We start from the raw sequence: 17,460 nt of genomic DNA, 5'->3' as shown, positions 1-17,460 counted from the left end.
GTTAGGCTTTGGCCGAAATCGAGGCGAGCTTTTTCAAAAGGTGGTCTTTCATCCGCTCTGCCGTCTTGGCGGCCTCACGCGCGCAAAGCGCCTCGGCAATCGCCTCGTGTTCTTCAACCGCCGCGCGCCAGCGGTCCGGCGTGAGGTTCGCCTGATAGCGCGCGCGCTGCACGCGATAGGCCAAAAGCTCGTGCGAGCGCAGCAGGGTCTCGTTATCCGCCGCCGCGAGGATCGACTTGTGAATGGCCTGATTGATGCGGAAATAGGTCGGCCTGTCGGTCTCTTCATAAGAGCGGCGCAGCTCTTGCGTCATGGCTTCGATCGCTTTGAGATCGCCGTCGCTGGCCGCCACGGCCGCAAGCTCTCCGGCCAGCCCCTCAAGCGCGGCGAGGACGCGAAACACCTCGGCCAACTCGGCTTCGCTCTGGCGGGTGATGACCGCGCCGCGATGTGGAATGAGGTCAAGCAATCCCTCGGAGGCCAGCACCTTGAGCGCCTCGCGCAGGGGCGTGCGTGACACGCCGAACTGTTCGGTCAAAAGCTTTTCGTTGATCTTTCCACCGGGCTCAAGCTGACCTTCAAGGATCATCTGGCGCAGCCGGTTGGTGATCTCGACGGCAAGGGCGGTGCGCCCAATCGGCTCTGGTTTCAACTCGGACATGGCGGGCGCCTTTTCGGGGTCACTATACATGCTCTGGGCCCTTTCCTTCTGTCTCTGACGAGGCTCTGTCGAAAACTTCCGCGATATGCAAGGCCCGGCGGCCGGTTCCGTCGGCGATCTGATGGCGGCAAGAGGTGCCATTGGCGATCACAAGATCATCGGGCGCGGCGGCGCGCACGGCCTGCAAAAGCGACAGCTCGCCCATGCGGATCGAGATGTCATGGGTCTCTGCGCCATAGCCAAAGGCGCCGGCCATGCCGCAACAACTGCTTTCGATGTTCTGCGCCGCAAGCCCCGGCAAAAGGTCAAGCGCCGCGCCCATATCGCTCATGATCCCGGCGGCTTTTTGGTGGCAATGACCATGCACATGCGCGCCCTGGCCGATGTCATGCATCGCAAGATCAAAGCGCCCGGCCTTGGCCTCGCGCGCGATGAATTCCTCAAAGAGAAACGCGTTTTGGGCAAGCGCGCGCGCATCTTCGCCAGGTAGCAGCGTGAGAAACTCATCCCGCAGCGTCAAAAGGCAGGAGGGTTCCAGGCCCACAATCGGCGTGCCTGCGCGCACATGCGGCATCAGGGCGTCAAGCGTGCGCTCGGCCTCGGCGCGGGCACGGTCAATCATGCCCGCCGCCAGATACGTGCGCCCACAACAGAGCGGGCGACCGGGGGCCATGGCGGTGATCACCTCATATCCCGCGCGGGTCAGAACCCGCAGCGCGGCGCGCGGAATTTCGGGTTCCATCCAGCGGTTGAACGTATCGGTGAACAGGATCACCTTGCCCGCCGTGCCGCCCGCCTTGGCCTGGTTGACCTCGCTGTCGCGAAAGAAATCACCGCGAAACAAGGGCAGGCTGCGCGCCGCCGCCAGCCCGAGAAGTTTTTCTCCCAGACGCGCCAGAACCGGCACCCGGTTGCGCAGCGCGATCACCCCACGCAGCGCCACCGCAAGGCGGGCATAGCGGGGCATTTCCGCGATCAGCCGCTCGCGCGTGCCATACCCCAGTTTCTGACCGCGCTGATAAAGAACCTCGGTTTTCATCTTGGCCATGTCCACCCCGGTGGGGCATTCGCGCTTGCAGGCCTTGCAGCCGACGCAAAGCTTTAACGTTTCGGCCATATCTTGCGAAAACAGGGCGTCTTTGCCCAAGCGCCCAGACAAAGCAAGGCGCAGGGTGTTGGCGCGCCCGCGGGTCACGTCGCGTTCGTCACGGGTCACGCGATAGCTCGGGCACATGGCACCCCCGGCCAGTTTGCGACAGGCGCCGTTGTTGTTGCACATCTCGACCGCGCCCTGAAATCCACCGCCCGCGCCGGTCCAGTCGGACCAGTCATGCCCGGTCTTGAGGTCGTCAAACGCGTAATCCGGCGGATAGCGCATCAGGCTCCGGTCATCCATTTTCGGCGCATGCACGATCTTGCCGGGGTTAAGGCGCGCACCGGGATCGAACGCTGCTTTCACCTCTTCAAAGGCGCTCAGGATGCGTTGGCCGAACATCGCCCCGTGAAATTCGGATCGCACGATGCCGTCGCCATGCTCGCCGGAATGCGAACCCTTGTACTCGCGCACCATCTCGAACGCGGCCTCGGCGATTTCACGCATGGCGCGCACGTCTTTTTCAAGCTTGAGGTTTAGGATCGGGCGCACATGAAGGCAGCCCTCAGAGGCATGCGCATACCATGTGCCGGTGGTGTCATGTTTATGAAACACTTCGGTGAGCCGGTCGGTATAATCGGCCAGATGATCCAGCGGCACGGCGCAATCCTCGACAAATGACACAGGTTTGCCCGCCTCTTTCATCGACATCATGATATTGAGACCGGCCTTGCGCAGCTCGCCGATATCGGCGGCAAGACCCATATCCCAGACCTCGACAACGCCACCTTCGTGATCGCCGCCCTTGCCGAACCCAAAGCCGAGATCGGCCATGGTATCGGCAAGATGGCGCATGTTTTCCGCGTTCTCATCGGGGCTATCGGCGAATTCGACAAAGAGCATCGCGGCGGGGGTGCCGCGCACGAACCCCTCTAGCGTCTTGGCATAGATCGGGATCGAACGCGCAAGGTCGATCATCGTCGAATCGACCAGTTCCACAGATGTCGGCCCAAGCGCGACAAGCGGTTTTGCGGCCTCCATCGCGGCGCGGAAGGTCGGAAAATGGCATACCCCCATCACGCGGGTTTTCGAGGGCAGGGGCGAGAGCTTGATCTCGATCGCGGTCGAAATCGCCAGCGTGCCCTCGGAGCCAATCAGAAGATGCGCAAGGTTGATCGGCCCATCACCGGGCACAAGCGCGTCGATATTATAGCCACCAACGCGGCGCTGAACCTTGGGGAAACGCGCGGTGATTTCACCCACCTCACGGGCGCCGAGATCAAGCATCTGCCGCAGCAAGGGTTCAGGCACGCGATTGCCAGACCCGGGGCCGAAATCAAACGCTGTGCCATCGGCCAAGAGCCCCTCGATTCGGGCGACGTTATCGCGCGTGGTGCCATAGCGAAGCGACCGCGAGCCGCAGGAATTATTGCCCACCATGCCGCCAATCGTGGCGCGCGAGGCGGTCGAAACATCGACTGGAAACCACAGGCCATGCGGCTTGAGCGCGCGATTGAGATCATCAAGCACGATCCCCGGTTCGACCACCGCGCGACGACCCGGCACGTCAAGCTCAATGATCCGGTTGAGGTATTTCGAGCAATCCACGATCAGCCCGGAATTCACCGTTTGCCCGCATTGCGATGTTCCGCCGCCGCGCATGGTAAGCGGAACATCGGCCTCGCGCGCGGCGTCGAGCGCTGCGGCAATATCGGCGGCGCTTTTGGCGATCACCACCCCGGCGGGCATGATCTGATAGATCGAGGCATCGGTCGCATAGCGCCCGGCGGTGAAGGCATCAAAGCGGGTTTCACCCTCGATGTCACGCGCCAGCCGTGAGCGTATCGTTTCATCCAGCATGCGGCCCGATCCCCTAAAAAACTTTGCGATATTTCTTGACAGAATATTGAATTCAGAATTCAATTCAACAAAATTCCCTTGCGTCTTGCCGCCGAGGGCTATCGTATCGGGGAGAGGATCACCATGACTGCCGGACGCCACTTTTTGCAAATTCCCGGGCCTTCCAACGTGCCGGATCGTATTTTGCGCGCGATGGATTACCCGACAATGGACCATCGCGGCCCGGCCTTTGCCGATGTTGGCCGCAAGGCGCTTGAGGGGATGAAATCAATCTTCAAAACCGAAAGCCGGGTGGTGATCTACCCCTCGTCGGGCACCGGCGCGTGGGAAGCGGCGCTGGTCAATACCCTGTCGCCCGGCGACACGGTTTTGATGTACGAGACCGGCCATTTCGCGACGCTCTGGAAATCGCTGGCGCAGAAACTTGACCTTAACCCGGTCTTTATCGAAAGCGACTGGCGTGCCGGCGCCGACCCGGCGGCGATTGAAGAGCGGCTGCGCGCCGACAAGGGCCACGAGATCAAGGCGGTCTGTGTGGTGCATAATGAAACCTCCACCGGCTCGGTCACGCCGGTGGCCGACGTGCGCCGCGCGATGGATGCGGCGGGTCACCCGGCGCTGCTTATGGCCGATACGATTTCCTCGCTGGCCTCGGTCGAGTTCAAGCATGATGACTGGGGTGTCGATGTCACGGTGTCGGGCTCGCAAAAGGGCCTGATGCTGCCGCCGGGCCTGTCGTTCAACGCGATCAGCGACAAGGCGATGAAGGTCTCCGAGGCCGCAGGCCTCAAGCGCGCCTATTGGAGTTGGGCGGACATGGCGGGGCCGAATGACACCGGGTATTTCCCCTACACGCCCGCGACCAACCTGCTTTATGGCCTCAACGAGGCGATTGATATGCTGCATGAAGAGGGGCTTGATAACGTCTTTGCCCGCCATCAGCGTCACGCCGCCGCCACCCGCGCCGCGGTCAAGGCATGGGGCCTTGAGGTGCTGTGCCAGGTGCCCGAACATCGCTCGCCGGTTCTGACGGCGGTGATGGTGCCAGAGGGGCATTCGGCGGATAATTTCCGCGCTGTCACCCTGCGCAATTACGATATGTCGCTTGGCAACGGCTTGTCCAAGGTCGCCGACCGGGTGTTCCGGATCGGGCATCTGGGGGATTTCAACGATCTCATGCTCTGCGGCACCCTGTCGGGCGTTGAAATGGGGCTTCGCGATGCGGGCATTCCCTATCGCGCCGGGGGCGTTCAGGCCGCGCTTGAGGTGCTGGGCCAGAAATTCGATGCGGCGCGCGCCGCCGCCTGACCCGGAAAAACCGATCGCGGCGGACGGAGGAGCCCGCCCTGACCGGACACTGAGGAACCTGACGAGACCCAAGATCACCATCGCGCGGCACGACCGGAAAAAAGGCGGAACGCCCACCCGAAACGCCGACGCATCATTCAGATATCCAGGGAGGATCAAGATGAAAAAGACACTTATTGCAACCGCTGTGGCCTCGATGCTTGCCATGCCGGCAATGGCCGCCGACGTCACAATGAAATTCGGCCATGTCGGCGCGCCCGGCTCGCTGTTCGAGGCGACGGTCAACAACTTCGCCGCTTGCGTTGGTGACAAATCCGGCGGCAAGATCGAGGTTCAGACCTTTGGCTCGTCGCAGCTTGGCAAGGACAAGGAGCTTTTGCAAAAGCTCAAGCTGGGGCAGGTCGATTTTGCTCTGCCGTCTTCGGTGATGTCCTCGGTCAGTGACGTGTTCGGCGTCTTCGAGATGCCCTATATCATCAAGGACCGCGACCACATGCGCCGCGTGCAAGGCGCGATGATGGACAAGTTCCAGGGTGCGGCCAACGACAATGGCTATCACATTGTCGGGCTGGCCGAGAACGGCTTTCGCCACATCACCAACAACACCCGTCCGATCAACAAGCCCGAGGATCTTGAGGGGATCAAGCTGCGCACGCCGAACGGTGCGTGGCGTGTGAAGATGTTCCAGCAATACGGCGCCAACCCCACGCCGATGTCCTTTTCCGACGTCTTTACCGCGCTTCAGACCGGTGTGATCGACGGCCAGGAAAACCCCTATGCACAGATCGCCTCGGCCAAGTTTCAAGAGGTGCAAAAGTACCTCTCGATCACCGGCCATGTATATACGCCTGCGTATATTCTGACCTCGTCCAAGACCTTTGCCAAGCAATCGGCGGATGTTCAGGCGATGCTGACCGACTGCGCAAACGACACCCAGACCTTTACCTATGAAAAGGCGGCCCAGCTTGAAACCGATCTTTTGACGGTGATCAAGGATGCCGGTGTCGAGGTGAACGAGGCCGACAAGGCCGCATTCATCGAAGCCTCCAAGCCGATCTATGAAGGCTTTGCCGCTGAGGTCGACGGCGGTCAGGAGCTGATCGACACGGTCATGGGCCTCGCTCAGTCGAGCTAAACTGCACTATCCGGCGGTCCCGTCAAGGGGCCGCCGACCCCCGTTTTTCAAAGATCAGACACCCCCCGGATTATCCTGTTACCTCCAATCGGGCAGGGGCGTTCGGATGCATGCAAAAGAAGGCCCTCATGACTATTCTGTCGCGCGCCAACCACATCCTGAGCCGTATTCTGGAAAGTCTTACGATCCTGTTGATGGTCGGTCTGACCGCGATCGTGATCATCGCCGTTCTGGCCCGTCTCATGGGGCAGAGCTTTTCGTGGTACGACGAGGTGGCCGCGATCATGCTGGCCTGGATCACCTATTACGGCTCGGCGCTTGCGGCGCTGCATCGCCGCCATATCGGGTTTGATACGGTGTTGCTGGCCCTGCCGCCCCATGCGCGGCTTGTCGCGCTTTTGCTTGCCGAGGGGCTTGTGCTGTTGTTCTTCGTTCTGATGGCCCGCGCGGGTCTTCAGGTGCTTGAGGTGCTTGAGGGCGACATGCTCGTGTCGCTGACATGGGTACCCATTCAATTCACCCAATCCGTGATCCCGATTGGCGCCACTCTTTTCGTGGTCTGCCAATTGCTGAGCCTGCCGGAGTACTGGTCAAAGACCATGCAGGGCATATCGCTTGAACACGCCGAAATCGAAGAAGAGGTCGAGACCGAACTTCAGAAGAACAAGGATCGCGTCTGATGCTTATGCTGGCCATTTTTATAGCCCTCGTGGCGATGATCTGCATCAACGTGCCGATTGCCGTTGCCCTGGCGATGTCGGGTGTTCTGGGCCTTTTGGTCACCGAGGGGCCCGACAGCCTCGTGACCATCGCGCTTGATATGTACGACGGGTCGACCAAGTTTTCGCTGATCGCGATCCCGATGTTCGTGCTGGCCGGGGCGATCATGAATGCCGGTGGCATCACCGACCGGCTTATCAATTTCGTCTCGGCGATTGTCGGCTTTGTGCGCGGCGGGCTGGCGATGGTGAACATCGGAGTCTCGTTGTTCTTTGCAGAAATCTCGGGCTCTGCGGTGGCGGATGTGGCGGCGATGGGCTCAATCCTGATCCCGCAGATGAAGAAGCGCGGCTATTCCAAGGAACTCTCTGCGGCGGTCACGTCATCCTCGGCCTCGCTGGCGATTATCATCCCGCCGTCGATCCCGATGATCCTTTACGCGGCCTCGGCCAATACATCCGTGGAACAGCTTTTCGTCGCCGGCGTTGTGCCGGGCCTTTTGGGCGCGGCGGGGCTTATGCTGGTCGCCTATATCTTTGCGCGCCGCTACAACCTGCCGACCGAAGAGGCGTTCAACATGCCGCGCCTGCGCGAGACCTTTGTCGATGCTCTGCCGGCCTTTACCCTTCCGGTGATCATCCTTGGCGGCATCTTTGGCGGCTTTGTCACCGCGACCGAAGGCGCGGGCCTTGCGGTGATTGCCGCGCTTGCGGTTTCGGCCTGGTATCGCAACCTTGACCTTGGCCACCTGCGCCGCGCCATGCTTGACGGTGGCATGCAGACCGCCGTTGTCATGCTTTTGGTCGCGGCCTCGGTCCTTATGGGCGGGTTCCTGACCCGTGCGCAGATCCCGCAGGAGCTTGCGAATGGCATCCTGTCGATCACCGACAAGCAGTGGGCGATCCTTCTGATCCTCAACTTCTTCTTCCTGATCATCGGCTTTTTCCTGCACTCGGCGGCGGCGATCATCCTTGTGGTGCCGATTGTCATCCCGCTGATCACGGCGGCTGGCATCGACCCGGTGCATTTCGGCCTTGTGGTCACGCTTAACCTTGCCATCGGTCAACAGACCCCGCCGGTGGCCTCGGTTCTGATCACGTCATGTGCGGTAGCGCGGGCCAATATCTGGGAGGTGTCCAAGGTCAACGTCTGGTTCGTGATGGTGCTCTTGGCGGTGCTGATGCTTTGCACTTATGTGCCGTCGGTGCCATTGTTCCTGGTCGAATATTTCTACAGATAAGGCGGCAAGATGAGCAAACTTACCCATGACATCCGCGACGCGACGCTGTGGATCACCTTCAACCGGCCGCAGGCGCGCAATGCGCTGACCTTTGAAATGTACGAGGGGCTTGCGAATCTCTGTCGCGGCGTGCCGACGGACGGAAGCCTGCGCGCCGTGGTTCTGTCCGGCGCCGGCGGGCGGGCCTTTGCGGCGGGCACCGACATGACCCAGTTTCGGGCGTTCGAGACGGCGCAGGATGCGCTTGATTACGAGGCCAAGATCGGCGCCGTGCTTGATGCGGTTGAACGCTGTCCACTGCCGACGGTCGCGGCGCTCAACGGGGCCTGTACCGGAGGCGGGGCGGCGATTGCGGCGGCCTGCGATATCCGCATTGCAAGTGCCAGCCTCAAGTTCGGCTTTCCGATTGCGCGCACCCTTGGCAATTGCCTTGCGGCGGCCAACCTGGCGCGGCTTTCGGCCTTGATGGGGGCGGGGCGCGTGCGCGAGATGATCTTTACCGCGCGGCTTTTGGGGGCGGATGAGGCGCAGCGCTGTGGGTTGATTTCCGAGGTGCTTGAGGATGAGGCCGCTCTTATGGCGCGCGCCGAAGCCCTTGCAAAGACACTTGGCGAGATGGCCCCCCTGACCCTGCGCGCCACCAAAGAGGCGATGCGTCGCGTTGGCGCCGCCGCCGCCGTTGATGACGCAGACCTGATCGAGATGTGTTACATGAGCGAGGATTTCCGCCACGGGATGGAAGCCTTCCTTGCCAAGGAGGCCCCGAAATGGAGCGGAAAATAGCCCCCCAAGCCACCGGCCCGCTGGCGGGCATGAAGGTGATCGAGCTTGCGCATATCATGGCCGGGCCGGTCTGTGGCCTGATGCTGGCCGATATGGGCGCGGATGTAATCAAGGTTGAAAAGCCCGATGGCGATGACAGCCGCCGCTTTGTGCCCCCCGCGATCGAGGGCGAATCCGCCGCCTATATGATGATGAACCGCAACAAGCGGGGGCTCGCGCTTAACCTCAAGCAACCGGATGCGGTGGCGGCACTGCACAAGTTGCTCGAAGAGGCCGACGTGGTGATAGAAAACTATCGCATGGGCACGATGGAGCGGTTGGGCCTTGGCTATGATGATCTGCGCGCGATCAATCCGCGACTGATCTATTGCGAGATTTCCGGCTTTGGCCGTACGGGACCGTATGCAGAGCGCGGCGGTTTTGACCTTATCGCCCAAGGCATGTCTGGCCTGATGTCGATCACCGGCGAAGGGCACGGTCGCCCGCCGGTCAAACCCGGTGCGCCGATTTCGGACATCACTGCGGGGATCATCGCCGCCATGGGCGTTTCGGCGGCCTATGCGCGGATGTTGCAAACCGGCGAAGGGCAAAAGGTCGATACCTCGCTGTTCGAGGCGGCGATCACCCAAACCTATTGGCAATCGGCCATCGCCTTTGCCACCGGCACGGCGCCCGGCCCGCTTGGCTCGGCGCATCCGCTGAATGCGCCTTACCAGTCGTTTCGCACCTCTGACGGATGGATCAACGTGGGGGCGGCCAATCAACGCAACTGGGAACGGTTTCTCGAAGTGATCGACGCGCCCGAGCTTGGTCATGATCTGCGCTTTGCCAGCAATCAGGACCGGATGCAGAACCTGCATGCCCTCGAAGGCATCCTGAACGAGAAACTTGGCCATGAAACAACGCAGGTCTGGCTTGACCGGATGGAGGCGGCGGGCCTGCCCGCAGGGCCGGTGCTTGATATCCTTGAAATGCACCGTGATCCGCAAACCCTTGCCCGCGACATGATCGTCGAGGTGGCGCACCCCAAGGCGGGCAGCGTTGAGACCCTCGGCCACCCGATCAAGTTTAGCGAGACCCCCGCGAGCATCCGCAGCGCAGCGCCGGTTCTGGGCCAGCATAGCCGCGAGGTTTTGGGCGAAGCGGGCTATGACAGCGCCGCGATTGACGCGATGATCGCCACCGGCGCGGTGATTGCCGCATGAATGATCCCTTGATCCAGCTGTTGCAGGCCGCGCGCGACGGTGGCGCGAGACTGCCTGAAAATGCGGGTGAGGGGCTGACCCGCGCGCGTGTCTTTGCCGTGCAAGAGGCGCTTGCCGCCACGCTTGGCCCGGTTGGCGGTTTCAAGGTGGCCTGTCCACCCGACGCGCCCATCATCATCGCACCGATCTATGCCAGCGATATTCACGCCAGCCCCGCCAGCCTTGAATTGCCTGCCGATGAAGAGGTCGGGGTCGAGCTTGAATATGCCTTTCGCCTGATCGCGCCTCTGCCGGATCGCGACGTGCCTGACTTTGCCGCTCAATTGCGCACTTGCGTTGAATTGCTGCCGGTGTTCGAACTGGTGCGCAGCCGCCTTGACGACCCCAAAGGCGCCAGCGGTCTGTTGAAGATGCTCGACAATCAGTTGAACGGCGCGGTTGTCTTTGGCGCGCCGATCCGTGACTGGCAGGACATTGATGTCACGCAGGCCACGGCGCACCTGACAATTGGCGAGGCGGTGCATCTGAGTGGCGCGGCGCAGGTGCCCGGCGGCGATGCCTTTGCGACCCTATGCAAGCTTGCCCTTGCGATCGGCACCCATTGTGGCGGCTTGCAGCCCGGTCAGCTGGTGATCACCGGATCGCTCAACGGGTTGCCCTGGGTCAAACCGGGTCTTTTTGCCAAGGGCGAGATTGCCGGGCTCGGGGCTGTTGAGATGACCCTTGAGGCCGGATCAGAATGACGGCGGCGTGCAGGCGCTGATGATCTTGCAGACTTCCTTGCCGGGATTGCGAAACCGGTGAGGCAGGCGGCTATCAAACAGGTATCCGTCGCCGGGGTGTAGCACTCTGACCTGGTCCTCGACGGTGATTTCGATCATGCCCGCGATCACGATGCCCGCCTCTTCGCCAATGTGGCTAATCAGTTCCGGCCCGGTATCGGCATTGGGCGGATAGGTCTCATCCAGAATTTGCAGGGCATGATTGCTGGCATTTCCAAGCTGGCGCAGGGACACCGCCGTTTGATCCGATTGCGGCGCGATCTCGGTAAACTCATCCGCGCGATAGAAATACTTGATGTCGCGATTTTCCTCGATGGTGGCAAAGAATTCCGCGATACTCATGGGAATCGCATCCAGAAGACTTTTGAGCGAGGCCACCGAAGGGCTGGTCTTATTCTGCTCGATAAGCGAGATCGTTCCATTGGTAAGGCCCGCCCGTGCGGCAAGTTCCCGCTGAGACAGGCCGTGCGCCTTGCGGATTTCCTGGAGCCTGTTGCCAATGTCCACGTCTCATTCCTTCTGCGCTTTTGGGATAATCTTTTGCGAGAACAATGTAGTACACGCAACCCCGCACCGGAACCCAGTTTAAAATTAAATCCGACGCATTGCTCGTACCTGTCGCTCAGCGATAATGGCTTGGCGGAAACGGGATTGACAGGTAAATTAAACGTATTATGAGAATTTTAAACACAGCCCAGGATGGGACCGGTGTTCGTCTGAACAAGGAAACATTGAAATGTCCAATAGCGTGAAGAAAAAGCCCCGCAAGGCGGCGCCCAAGCCCAAAGCCAACATCTCGGTTGTGCCGGATGTTGGGGTCGAAGTGCAAACCAACGCCGCACTGCTTGCGCGGCGCGAGGCGGCTGTGGCGCGCGGTGTGGCCTCTGCGGCCCCGGTCTTTGCAAGCCATGCCGAAAACGCTGAGCTCTGGGATGTCGAAGGCAACCGCTATATCGACTTCGTTGGCGGGATTGCCGTGCTGAACACCGGGCATCGCCACCCCAAAGTGGTCGCTGCCGCCAAGGCACAGGAAGATCATTACACGCATACCAGCTTTCAGGTTGTGCCCTATGAGCCCTATATTGCCCTGGCCGAGAAGCTGAACGATCTGGCCCCCGGCGATCACGCCAAGAAATCGCTTTTGGTCACCACTGGCGCCGAAGCGGTTGAAAACGCGGTCAAGATTGCCCGTGCCGCCACCGGCCGTCCGGGCATTATCGCCTTTACCGGCGGCTACCACGGCCGCACGTTGTTGACGCTTGGCATGACCGGCAAGATCTCTCCCTATAAAAAGGATGTCGGCCCGTTCCCGTCGGATATCTTCCGCGCGCCCTTCCCGAGTGTGCGTGACGGCATCACCGTGCAGGACGCGCTGACCGGGCTTCAGAACCTGTTCCTCACCGACGCACAGCCCGAGCGGGTTGCCGCGATCATCATCGAGCCGGTGCTTGGCGAAGGTGGTTACACGCCGGTGCCGTTTGAGATGATGCAGGCGCTGCGCGACATCTGTGACACCCATGGCATCATGCTCATCGCTGATGAAATTCAGGCCGGTTTTGGGCGTACAGGTACATGGTTCGCGGTTGAGCATTCGGGCGTTGTGCCGGATCTGATCACCGTCGCCAAATCCATGGCCGGCGGCTATCCTCTTGCCGGTGTGATTGGTCGCGCCGAGGTGATGGATGCGATGATTCCCGGTGGTCTGGGCGGCACTTACGGAGGCAACCCTGTGGCCTGCGCCGCGGCACTTGCCGCAATCGAGGCGATCGAGGAAGAGGGGCTTTTAGCGCGCTCGACCGCACTTGGCGAGCATTTCCGCGCCCGCTTTGCCGAGATTGGCGCGCGCGTGGCGCCGTTCCGGATGTGGGATATTCGCGGCCTTGGCGCCATGCTGGCAGTTGAGTTCGTCACCGACTTTGACAGTGCCGCGCCCGATGCCGCGCTGACCAAGGCGGTTGTCGCGCATGCGCTCAAGCGCGGTCTGATCCTGCTGTCCTGTGGCATGCATGGCAACGCGGTTCGCATCATGGTGCCGCTGACCGCGTCGGATGCGATCATCGAAGAAGGTTTGGCCATCTTCGATGCGGCATTGGTTGACGCGATGGCCGAACTGCACGGCTAAGCGATACCAGAATTGCGAAAAGGGGCGGGCGGTTGCCTGCCCCTTTTTTGTGTCTAAGCGCGGGCTTGGGATCAGTCGACCGGCGCAAACTGATCCGCTTTGGCGCGGGCCCATCTTGTGCGATAGCCACCCGGGTCTTCCTTGCCGTCCTTCAGCAAAAAGCCGACCGGCAGGATCGAATAGGCCTCGTCACCGGTGACCATCTGCGCATCGCTCTGCCGGATCATAAGGTGACGCGGCAAAAACTCGCCCGGATTGGACAGGCCGGCCGCGCCGGTCATTTCGCCCAAAGCCGCCAGCGTATTGCGGTGAAAATTGGCGACGCGCTTACTCTTGCCGACCGGATCAAGCGCGCGTTGGCGCAGCAGGTCTTGGGTGGCGACCCCGACGGGGCAATGGTTGGTGTGACAGGCCTGCGCCTGGATACAGCCGATGGCAAACATATAGCCGCGCGCCGAATTGCACCAATCGGCCCCGAGCGCGAGGGCGCGCGCGATATCAAAGGCCGAGACGATCTTGCCTGCCGCCCCAATCTTGAGCTGATCACGCAGCCCCGCGCCGCGCAGGGTGTTGTGCACAAAGGTCAGCCCCTCGACCATCGGCATGCCGATGTGATTGGCGAATTCCAGCGGCGCGGCGCCGGTGCCGCCCTCTGTGCCGTCGACCACGATGAAATCAGGGGTGAACCTGGTTTCGATCATCGCCTTGACCATGCACATAAATTCGCGACGGTGACCGATGCAAAGCTTGAAGCCGACCGGCTTGCCGCAGGACCGTTCGCGCAACAGCGCAAGGAACTGCATCATCTCGATGGGCGTGGAAAAGGCGGAATGCGAAGCGGGCGAGACGCAATCCTGCCCCATCGGCACGCCGCGTGCCTCGGCGATCTCGGGGCTGATTTTCGAGGCGGGCAACATCCCGCCATGACCGGGCTTGGCACCCTGGCTTAGCTTGACCTCGATCATCTTGATTTGCGGGCTTGCGGCCTGTTCGGCAAAGCGGTCGGCGTTAAAGGTGCCATCCTCGTTGCGACAGCCAAAATAGCCCGAGCCGACCTCGTAAATCAGATCGCCGCCACCCTCGCGGTGATAGCGGCTTACCCCGCCCTCGCCGGTGTCATGGGCAAAGCCGCCGATCTTTGCGCCGGTATTGAGCGCCAGAATGGCATTGGCCGACAGCGCGCCAAAGCTCATGGCGGAAATGTTGTAGATCGAGGCATTATAGGGTTGGGTGCAGTCATCACTGCCGATGCGCACGCGAAAATCGGTATCCTCAAGGTGTTTCGGCATCACCGAATGCGTGACCCAGGAATAACCCGCATCGTAAACCCGCATGCGCGTGCCAAAGGGGCGCTTGTCCTCCATCCCCTTGGCGCGCTGATAGACAAGCGAGCGCGCATCGCGGCTAAAGGGTTCTTCGTCCTGATCGCTTTCAATCAGGTATTGGCGAATTTCCGGGCGAATACCCTCAAACAGAAACCGCATATGGCCGATGACCGGATAATTGCGCAGGATCGAATGGCTGTTCTGTGTCACATCAAGGATGCCAAGCACCGTCAGCCCCGCAAAAAACACCAGCGGGATCAGCATCCAGACCGACCAAAACAGGCCAATGAGAGACACAAACGCCAAAAGCCCCGATAGCGCAAAAGCCGCGAAGCGCCCCATTTCATTCATCTTTGGCATATGGTCGTCCTTTCAACTTCTGGGTATCTATACGACGGCAAGTCTAAATTTTTGCCTTACTGCAACAGTAAGGGCATCATGAGCGATGCGAGGCTCAGAACCAAAAAGAATCCGGCCATATCGGTAATGGTTGTCAAAAGCGGGCCGCTGGCGACTGCCGGGTCCTGGCCGACGCGCTTTAAAAGCAGGGGCACGACACCGCCAATCGACACCGCGATCAGGGTGTTGAGAGCAAGCGCAAGGCCGATGACGAGGCCAAGGTAGGGGTTTCCTTTCCAGGCCCAACAGACAAGTCCGATGAGAATACCAAGCACGATTCCGTTGATCACCCCGACAGAGGCTTCTTTGAGCCAGACCCGCATCGCATCCTTGGGGCGCACAAGACCAAGCGATAGCTCGCGCATCGTCACGCCGACCGCCTGATTGCCGGAACAGCCGCTCATGTCCGACACCATCGGCAGGAAAACCGCGATGGCGATGACGGCGGCGAGGGTCTCTTCATAGGCCGAAATCACGCTGGCCGCGATAATGTTGAGCACGATATTGGCCGACAGCCAGGCAAGGCGCCGCCGCGAGCGTATCGCCAGCGGCATGGTGCGAAGCTCGTCCCCGACGATGCCTTGCAGGCGCAGGTTATCACCCTCGGCGCGCGCAAGAATGGCGGCATCGACAGCGGTGCGAGAGATCACACCGACCAGGGTCTTGGCCTCGTCCACAACCGGGAACCCAAGGAAGTCATAGTCGTTGAACAGGTCCTGAAGTGTATCAAGCGAGGCCTGCGCATCCACCGTGAGCGGCGTCACCATGATGTCTTCAAGTTTGGCGCTGCGCTTGGCCGTCAAAAGCCCGCGCAGGGACACAACGCCGACCGGATGACCCATCTCATCGACGATATAGGGGTGCTGCCCGTGATAGCGTTCAAGGTCTTCGTCGTCACTGGCGAGGCTGCGCAAAACCGCGCCGACCGTCTGGTTCGGGCGGAACTGAAAGGCATCCGCCAGCATCAGTCCACCCGCGGTTCCGGCGTCATATTCGGCCAGGCGGCGCACCCCGGCGGCGTCTTCCGGGTCAAGCCCGGCCAAAATCGCATCGGCATCTTCCTGGTCAAGCTCGGCCAGAACATCGGCCTGAACGTCCGAATCAAGTTCGTCGAAAATTTCAACCGCCCTGGCCGTTTCCTGGCCTTCGATCAGCTCGCCGGCAAGTTCAAGAGGGGCTTCGTCAATCAACTGCGAGGCCATTTCAGGCGAGAGCAAAGCGATCAGCGCGTCCCGTTCCGTGTGCGAAAACGTCAACACTTCGCGCAGGGCTTCGCTAATGGTTACGCTGTCAAGAAGCGCGTCAAGCCGGTCACCGTCAGCGGCATCAAAGGCGGCCCTAACATCATCGGAAATATCAATATTTTCAATTATTTCGTTGTCAATCAGGGGGGCATCCATGATGAGTTTCCTTGTTGGTGCGTGCCATCTTGCGGCCTGTTGAGACGGGTAATTCTGCGATCTGTCATCGCATTCCCTGATCATGGCTTTGTGCCACTTTAACGAGCAGTTGTTACCTGTCGGCGACGCCGTCTTGGTTTTTCCAGCATATATAACTTGATCAAAATATTAAACACTACTAGCCTCTTGATAAGAAGCGAAAACAATGCAGACTGGTTATGTCGGACAGGAATGAGACGCGGAAAGACCGCATGAACGGGCTCCCTGTCCAAACGCAATTTTACGCTCGCGAGCCTGTGACGTGCGACATATCGCACCCAAGTTCCGATCTAATACGAAAATGAACGAGACCATCCTTGAAGGGTGGCAATCCTAACCAAGATAATCGGGAGAACACTATGAAGATTTTCAAATCTCTTGCCTTTGCCAGCGCCATGTTGGCCGGTACAGCAAGCTTCGCACAAGAAAAATTCATCACCATCGGAACCGGCGGCCAGACCGGCGTTTACTTTGTGGTTGGCCAGTCGATTTGCCGTCTGGTGAATCGCGGTTCGGCGGATCACGGGCTTAAATGCACCGCGCCGTCGACCGGTGGCTCAATCGCCAATATCAACGCCATTCAGGCGGGTGACATGGACATGGGCGTGGCCCAGTCCGACTGGCAGTATCACGCCTATAACGGCACCTCCGAATTCGAGGGCAAGGCCTTTACCGACGAACGCGCGGTGTTCTCGGTGCATGGCGAACCTTTCACGGTTATTGCGCGTGCGGATTCCGGGATCAAAACCTTTGCCGATCTCAAGGACAAGCGCGTGAACATCGGCAACCCCGGCTCGGGTCAGTATGCCACCATGCAGGTCGTGATGAACGCGCTTGGCTGGACAATGGACGATTTCGCCCTCGCCTCGGAACTCAAGCCCGCAGAACAGGCCGCCGCACTTGGCGACAACAAGGTCGATGCGATCATCTATACGGTTGGCCATCCCAATGGCTCGATCCAAGAAGCGGTTTCGACCGTCGATGCGGTTCTTGTTCCTGTGACCGGCCCCGAGATCGACAAGTTGATCGCGGACAATCCGTTCTATGCGGCGGCCACGGTGCCAGGCGGCATGTATGACGGCTCGCCCGATGAGACACATACCTTTGGTGTGAAGGCGACATTCGTGACCTCGGCCACGGTGGATGACGATGTTGTCTACGAGGTTGTGAAGGCGGTTTTCGATAACTTCGACCGCTTCAAGCGCCTGCACCCGGCGTTCGAGAACCTGAAAGAAGAAGACATGATCAGTGCCGGTCTCTCGGCGCCTCTGCATGACGGTGCGGTCCGCTATTACAAAGAGCGTGGCTGGAAGTAAGGCACCTCGCCTTTCGACACCTGACACATCGGTGCGGCAAGAGGGTTTGCCGCACCGACCTTGAGACACAGC

General features: G+C 60.5%; 14 protein-coding genes. 9 read left to right on the top strand and 5 right to left on the bottom strand.

All coding sequences use genetic code 11. The features are described 5' to 3' along the window. Position 1 precedes the first annotated feature (1 nt). The gene (locus ROG8370_RS03325) at positions 2-691 is read right to left on the bottom strand and encodes a GntR family transcriptional regulator (protein ID WP_245827174.1); all 690 of its coding nucleotides are present in this window, start codon (positions 689-691) and stop codon (positions 2-4) included. Continuing rightward, complete coding sequence (locus ROG8370_RS03320) at positions 684-3,614, bottom strand: FAD-binding and (Fe-S)-binding domain-containing protein (RefSeq protein ID WP_085825662.1); 2,931 nt, start codon at positions 3,612-3,614, stop codon at positions 684-686. The genes ROG8370_RS03325 and ROG8370_RS03320 overlap by 8 nt, the downstream gene beginning before the upstream one ends. A gap of 123 nt (positions 3,615-3,737) precedes the next feature. Here ROG8370_RS03320 and ROG8370_RS03315 point away from each other — a divergent pair, with 123 nt between their 5' ends. From ROG8370_RS03315 to ROG8370_RS03285, 7 genes are all read left to right on the top strand, one after another. Beyond that, positions 3,738-4,922, top strand: a complete 1,185-nt coding sequence (locus ROG8370_RS03315; RefSeq protein ID WP_085825762.1) for a pyridoxal-phosphate-dependent aminotransferase family protein — start codon at positions 3,738-3,740, stop codon at positions 4,920-4,922. Positions 4,923-5,082: 160 nt separating this feature from the next. Then, entirely contained in the window at positions 5,083-6,057 is a 975-nt protein-coding gene (locus ROG8370_RS03310) for a TRAP transporter substrate-binding protein (RefSeq protein ID WP_085825661.1), read from the top strand. A gap of 128 nt (positions 6,058-6,185) precedes the next feature. Beyond that, the gene (locus ROG8370_RS03305; protein WP_085825761.1) at positions 6,186-6,737 is read left to right on the top strand and encodes a TRAP transporter small permease; all 552 of its coding nucleotides are present in this window, start codon (positions 6,186-6,188) and stop codon (positions 6,735-6,737) included. Beyond that, positions 6,737-8,017, top strand: a complete 1,281-nt coding sequence (locus ROG8370_RS03300; protein WP_085825660.1) for a TRAP transporter large permease — start codon at positions 6,737-6,739, stop codon at positions 8,015-8,017. The genes ROG8370_RS03305 and ROG8370_RS03300 overlap by 1 nt, the downstream gene beginning before the upstream one ends. Positions 8,018-8,026: 9 nt before the next feature. After that, entirely contained in the window at positions 8,027-8,800 is a 774-nt protein-coding gene (locus tag ROG8370_RS03295) for an enoyl-CoA hydratase (RefSeq protein ID WP_085825659.1), read from the top strand. Beyond that, positions 8,785-10,005: a CaiB/BaiF CoA transferase family protein gene (locus tag ROG8370_RS03290; RefSeq protein WP_085825658.1), complete on the top strand. Its 1,221-nt coding sequence runs from the start codon at positions 8,785-8,787 to the stop codon at positions 10,003-10,005. Before ROG8370_RS03295 ends, ROG8370_RS03290 begins: the two co-directional genes overlap by 16 nt. Then, entirely contained in the window at positions 10,002-10,748 is a 747-nt protein-coding gene (locus ROG8370_RS03285; RefSeq protein ID WP_085825657.1) for a 2-keto-4-pentenoate hydratase, read from the top strand. The genes ROG8370_RS03290 and ROG8370_RS03285 overlap by 4 nt, the downstream gene beginning before the upstream one ends. On the opposite strand, the gene ROG8370_RS03280 is transcribed toward ROG8370_RS03285, so the two are convergent. Beyond that, entirely contained in the window at positions 10,740-11,294 is a 555-nt protein-coding gene (locus ROG8370_RS03280) for a cupin domain-containing protein (RefSeq protein WP_085825656.1), read from the bottom strand. The genes ROG8370_RS03285 and ROG8370_RS03280 overlap by 9 nt on opposite strands. 229 nt (positions 11,295-11,523) lie before the next feature. Here ROG8370_RS03280 and gabT point away from each other — a divergent pair, with 229 nt between their 5' ends. Further along, positions 11,524-12,909, top strand: coding sequence for a 4-aminobutyrate--2-oxoglutarate transaminase (gene gabT, locus ROG8370_RS03275; protein WP_212580049.1), 1,386 nt, complete (start codon positions 11,524-11,526; stop codon positions 12,907-12,909). 71 nt (positions 12,910-12,980) lie between these two features. On the opposite strand, the gene ROG8370_RS03270 is transcribed toward gabT, so the two are convergent. Together ROG8370_RS03270 and mgtE are read right to left on the bottom strand one after the other, a co-directional pair. Further along, positions 12,981-14,594, bottom strand: coding sequence for an FMN-binding glutamate synthase family protein (locus tag ROG8370_RS03270; protein WP_085825655.1), 1,614 nt, complete (start codon positions 14,592-14,594; stop codon positions 12,981-12,983). A 56-nt stretch (positions 14,595-14,650) separates the two neighbouring features. Then, on the bottom strand, positions 14,651-16,033 hold the full coding sequence (gene mgtE / locus ROG8370_RS03265) for a magnesium transporter (RefSeq protein WP_085825654.1): 1,383 nt from the start codon (positions 16,031-16,033) through the stop codon (positions 14,651-14,653). A 398-nt stretch (positions 16,034-16,431) separates the two neighbouring features. On the opposite strand from mgtE, the gene ROG8370_RS03260 reads away from it, so the two are divergent. Then, a complete protein-coding gene (locus ROG8370_RS03260) occupies positions 16,432-17,388 on the top strand; it encodes a TAXI family TRAP transporter solute-binding subunit (protein ID WP_085825653.1) in 957 nt (318 codons plus the stop codon). The last annotated feature ends 72 nt before the right edge of the window (positions 17,389-17,460 follow it).

The sequence above is a fragment of the Roseovarius gaetbuli genome, from assembly GCF_900172365.1.
GTDB classification, from domain to species: Bacteria; Pseudomonadota; Alphaproteobacteria; order Rhodobacterales; family Rhodobacteraceae; genus Roseovarius; species Roseovarius gaetbuli.
This window is presented reverse-complemented; position numbering and strand designations above follow the sequence as displayed.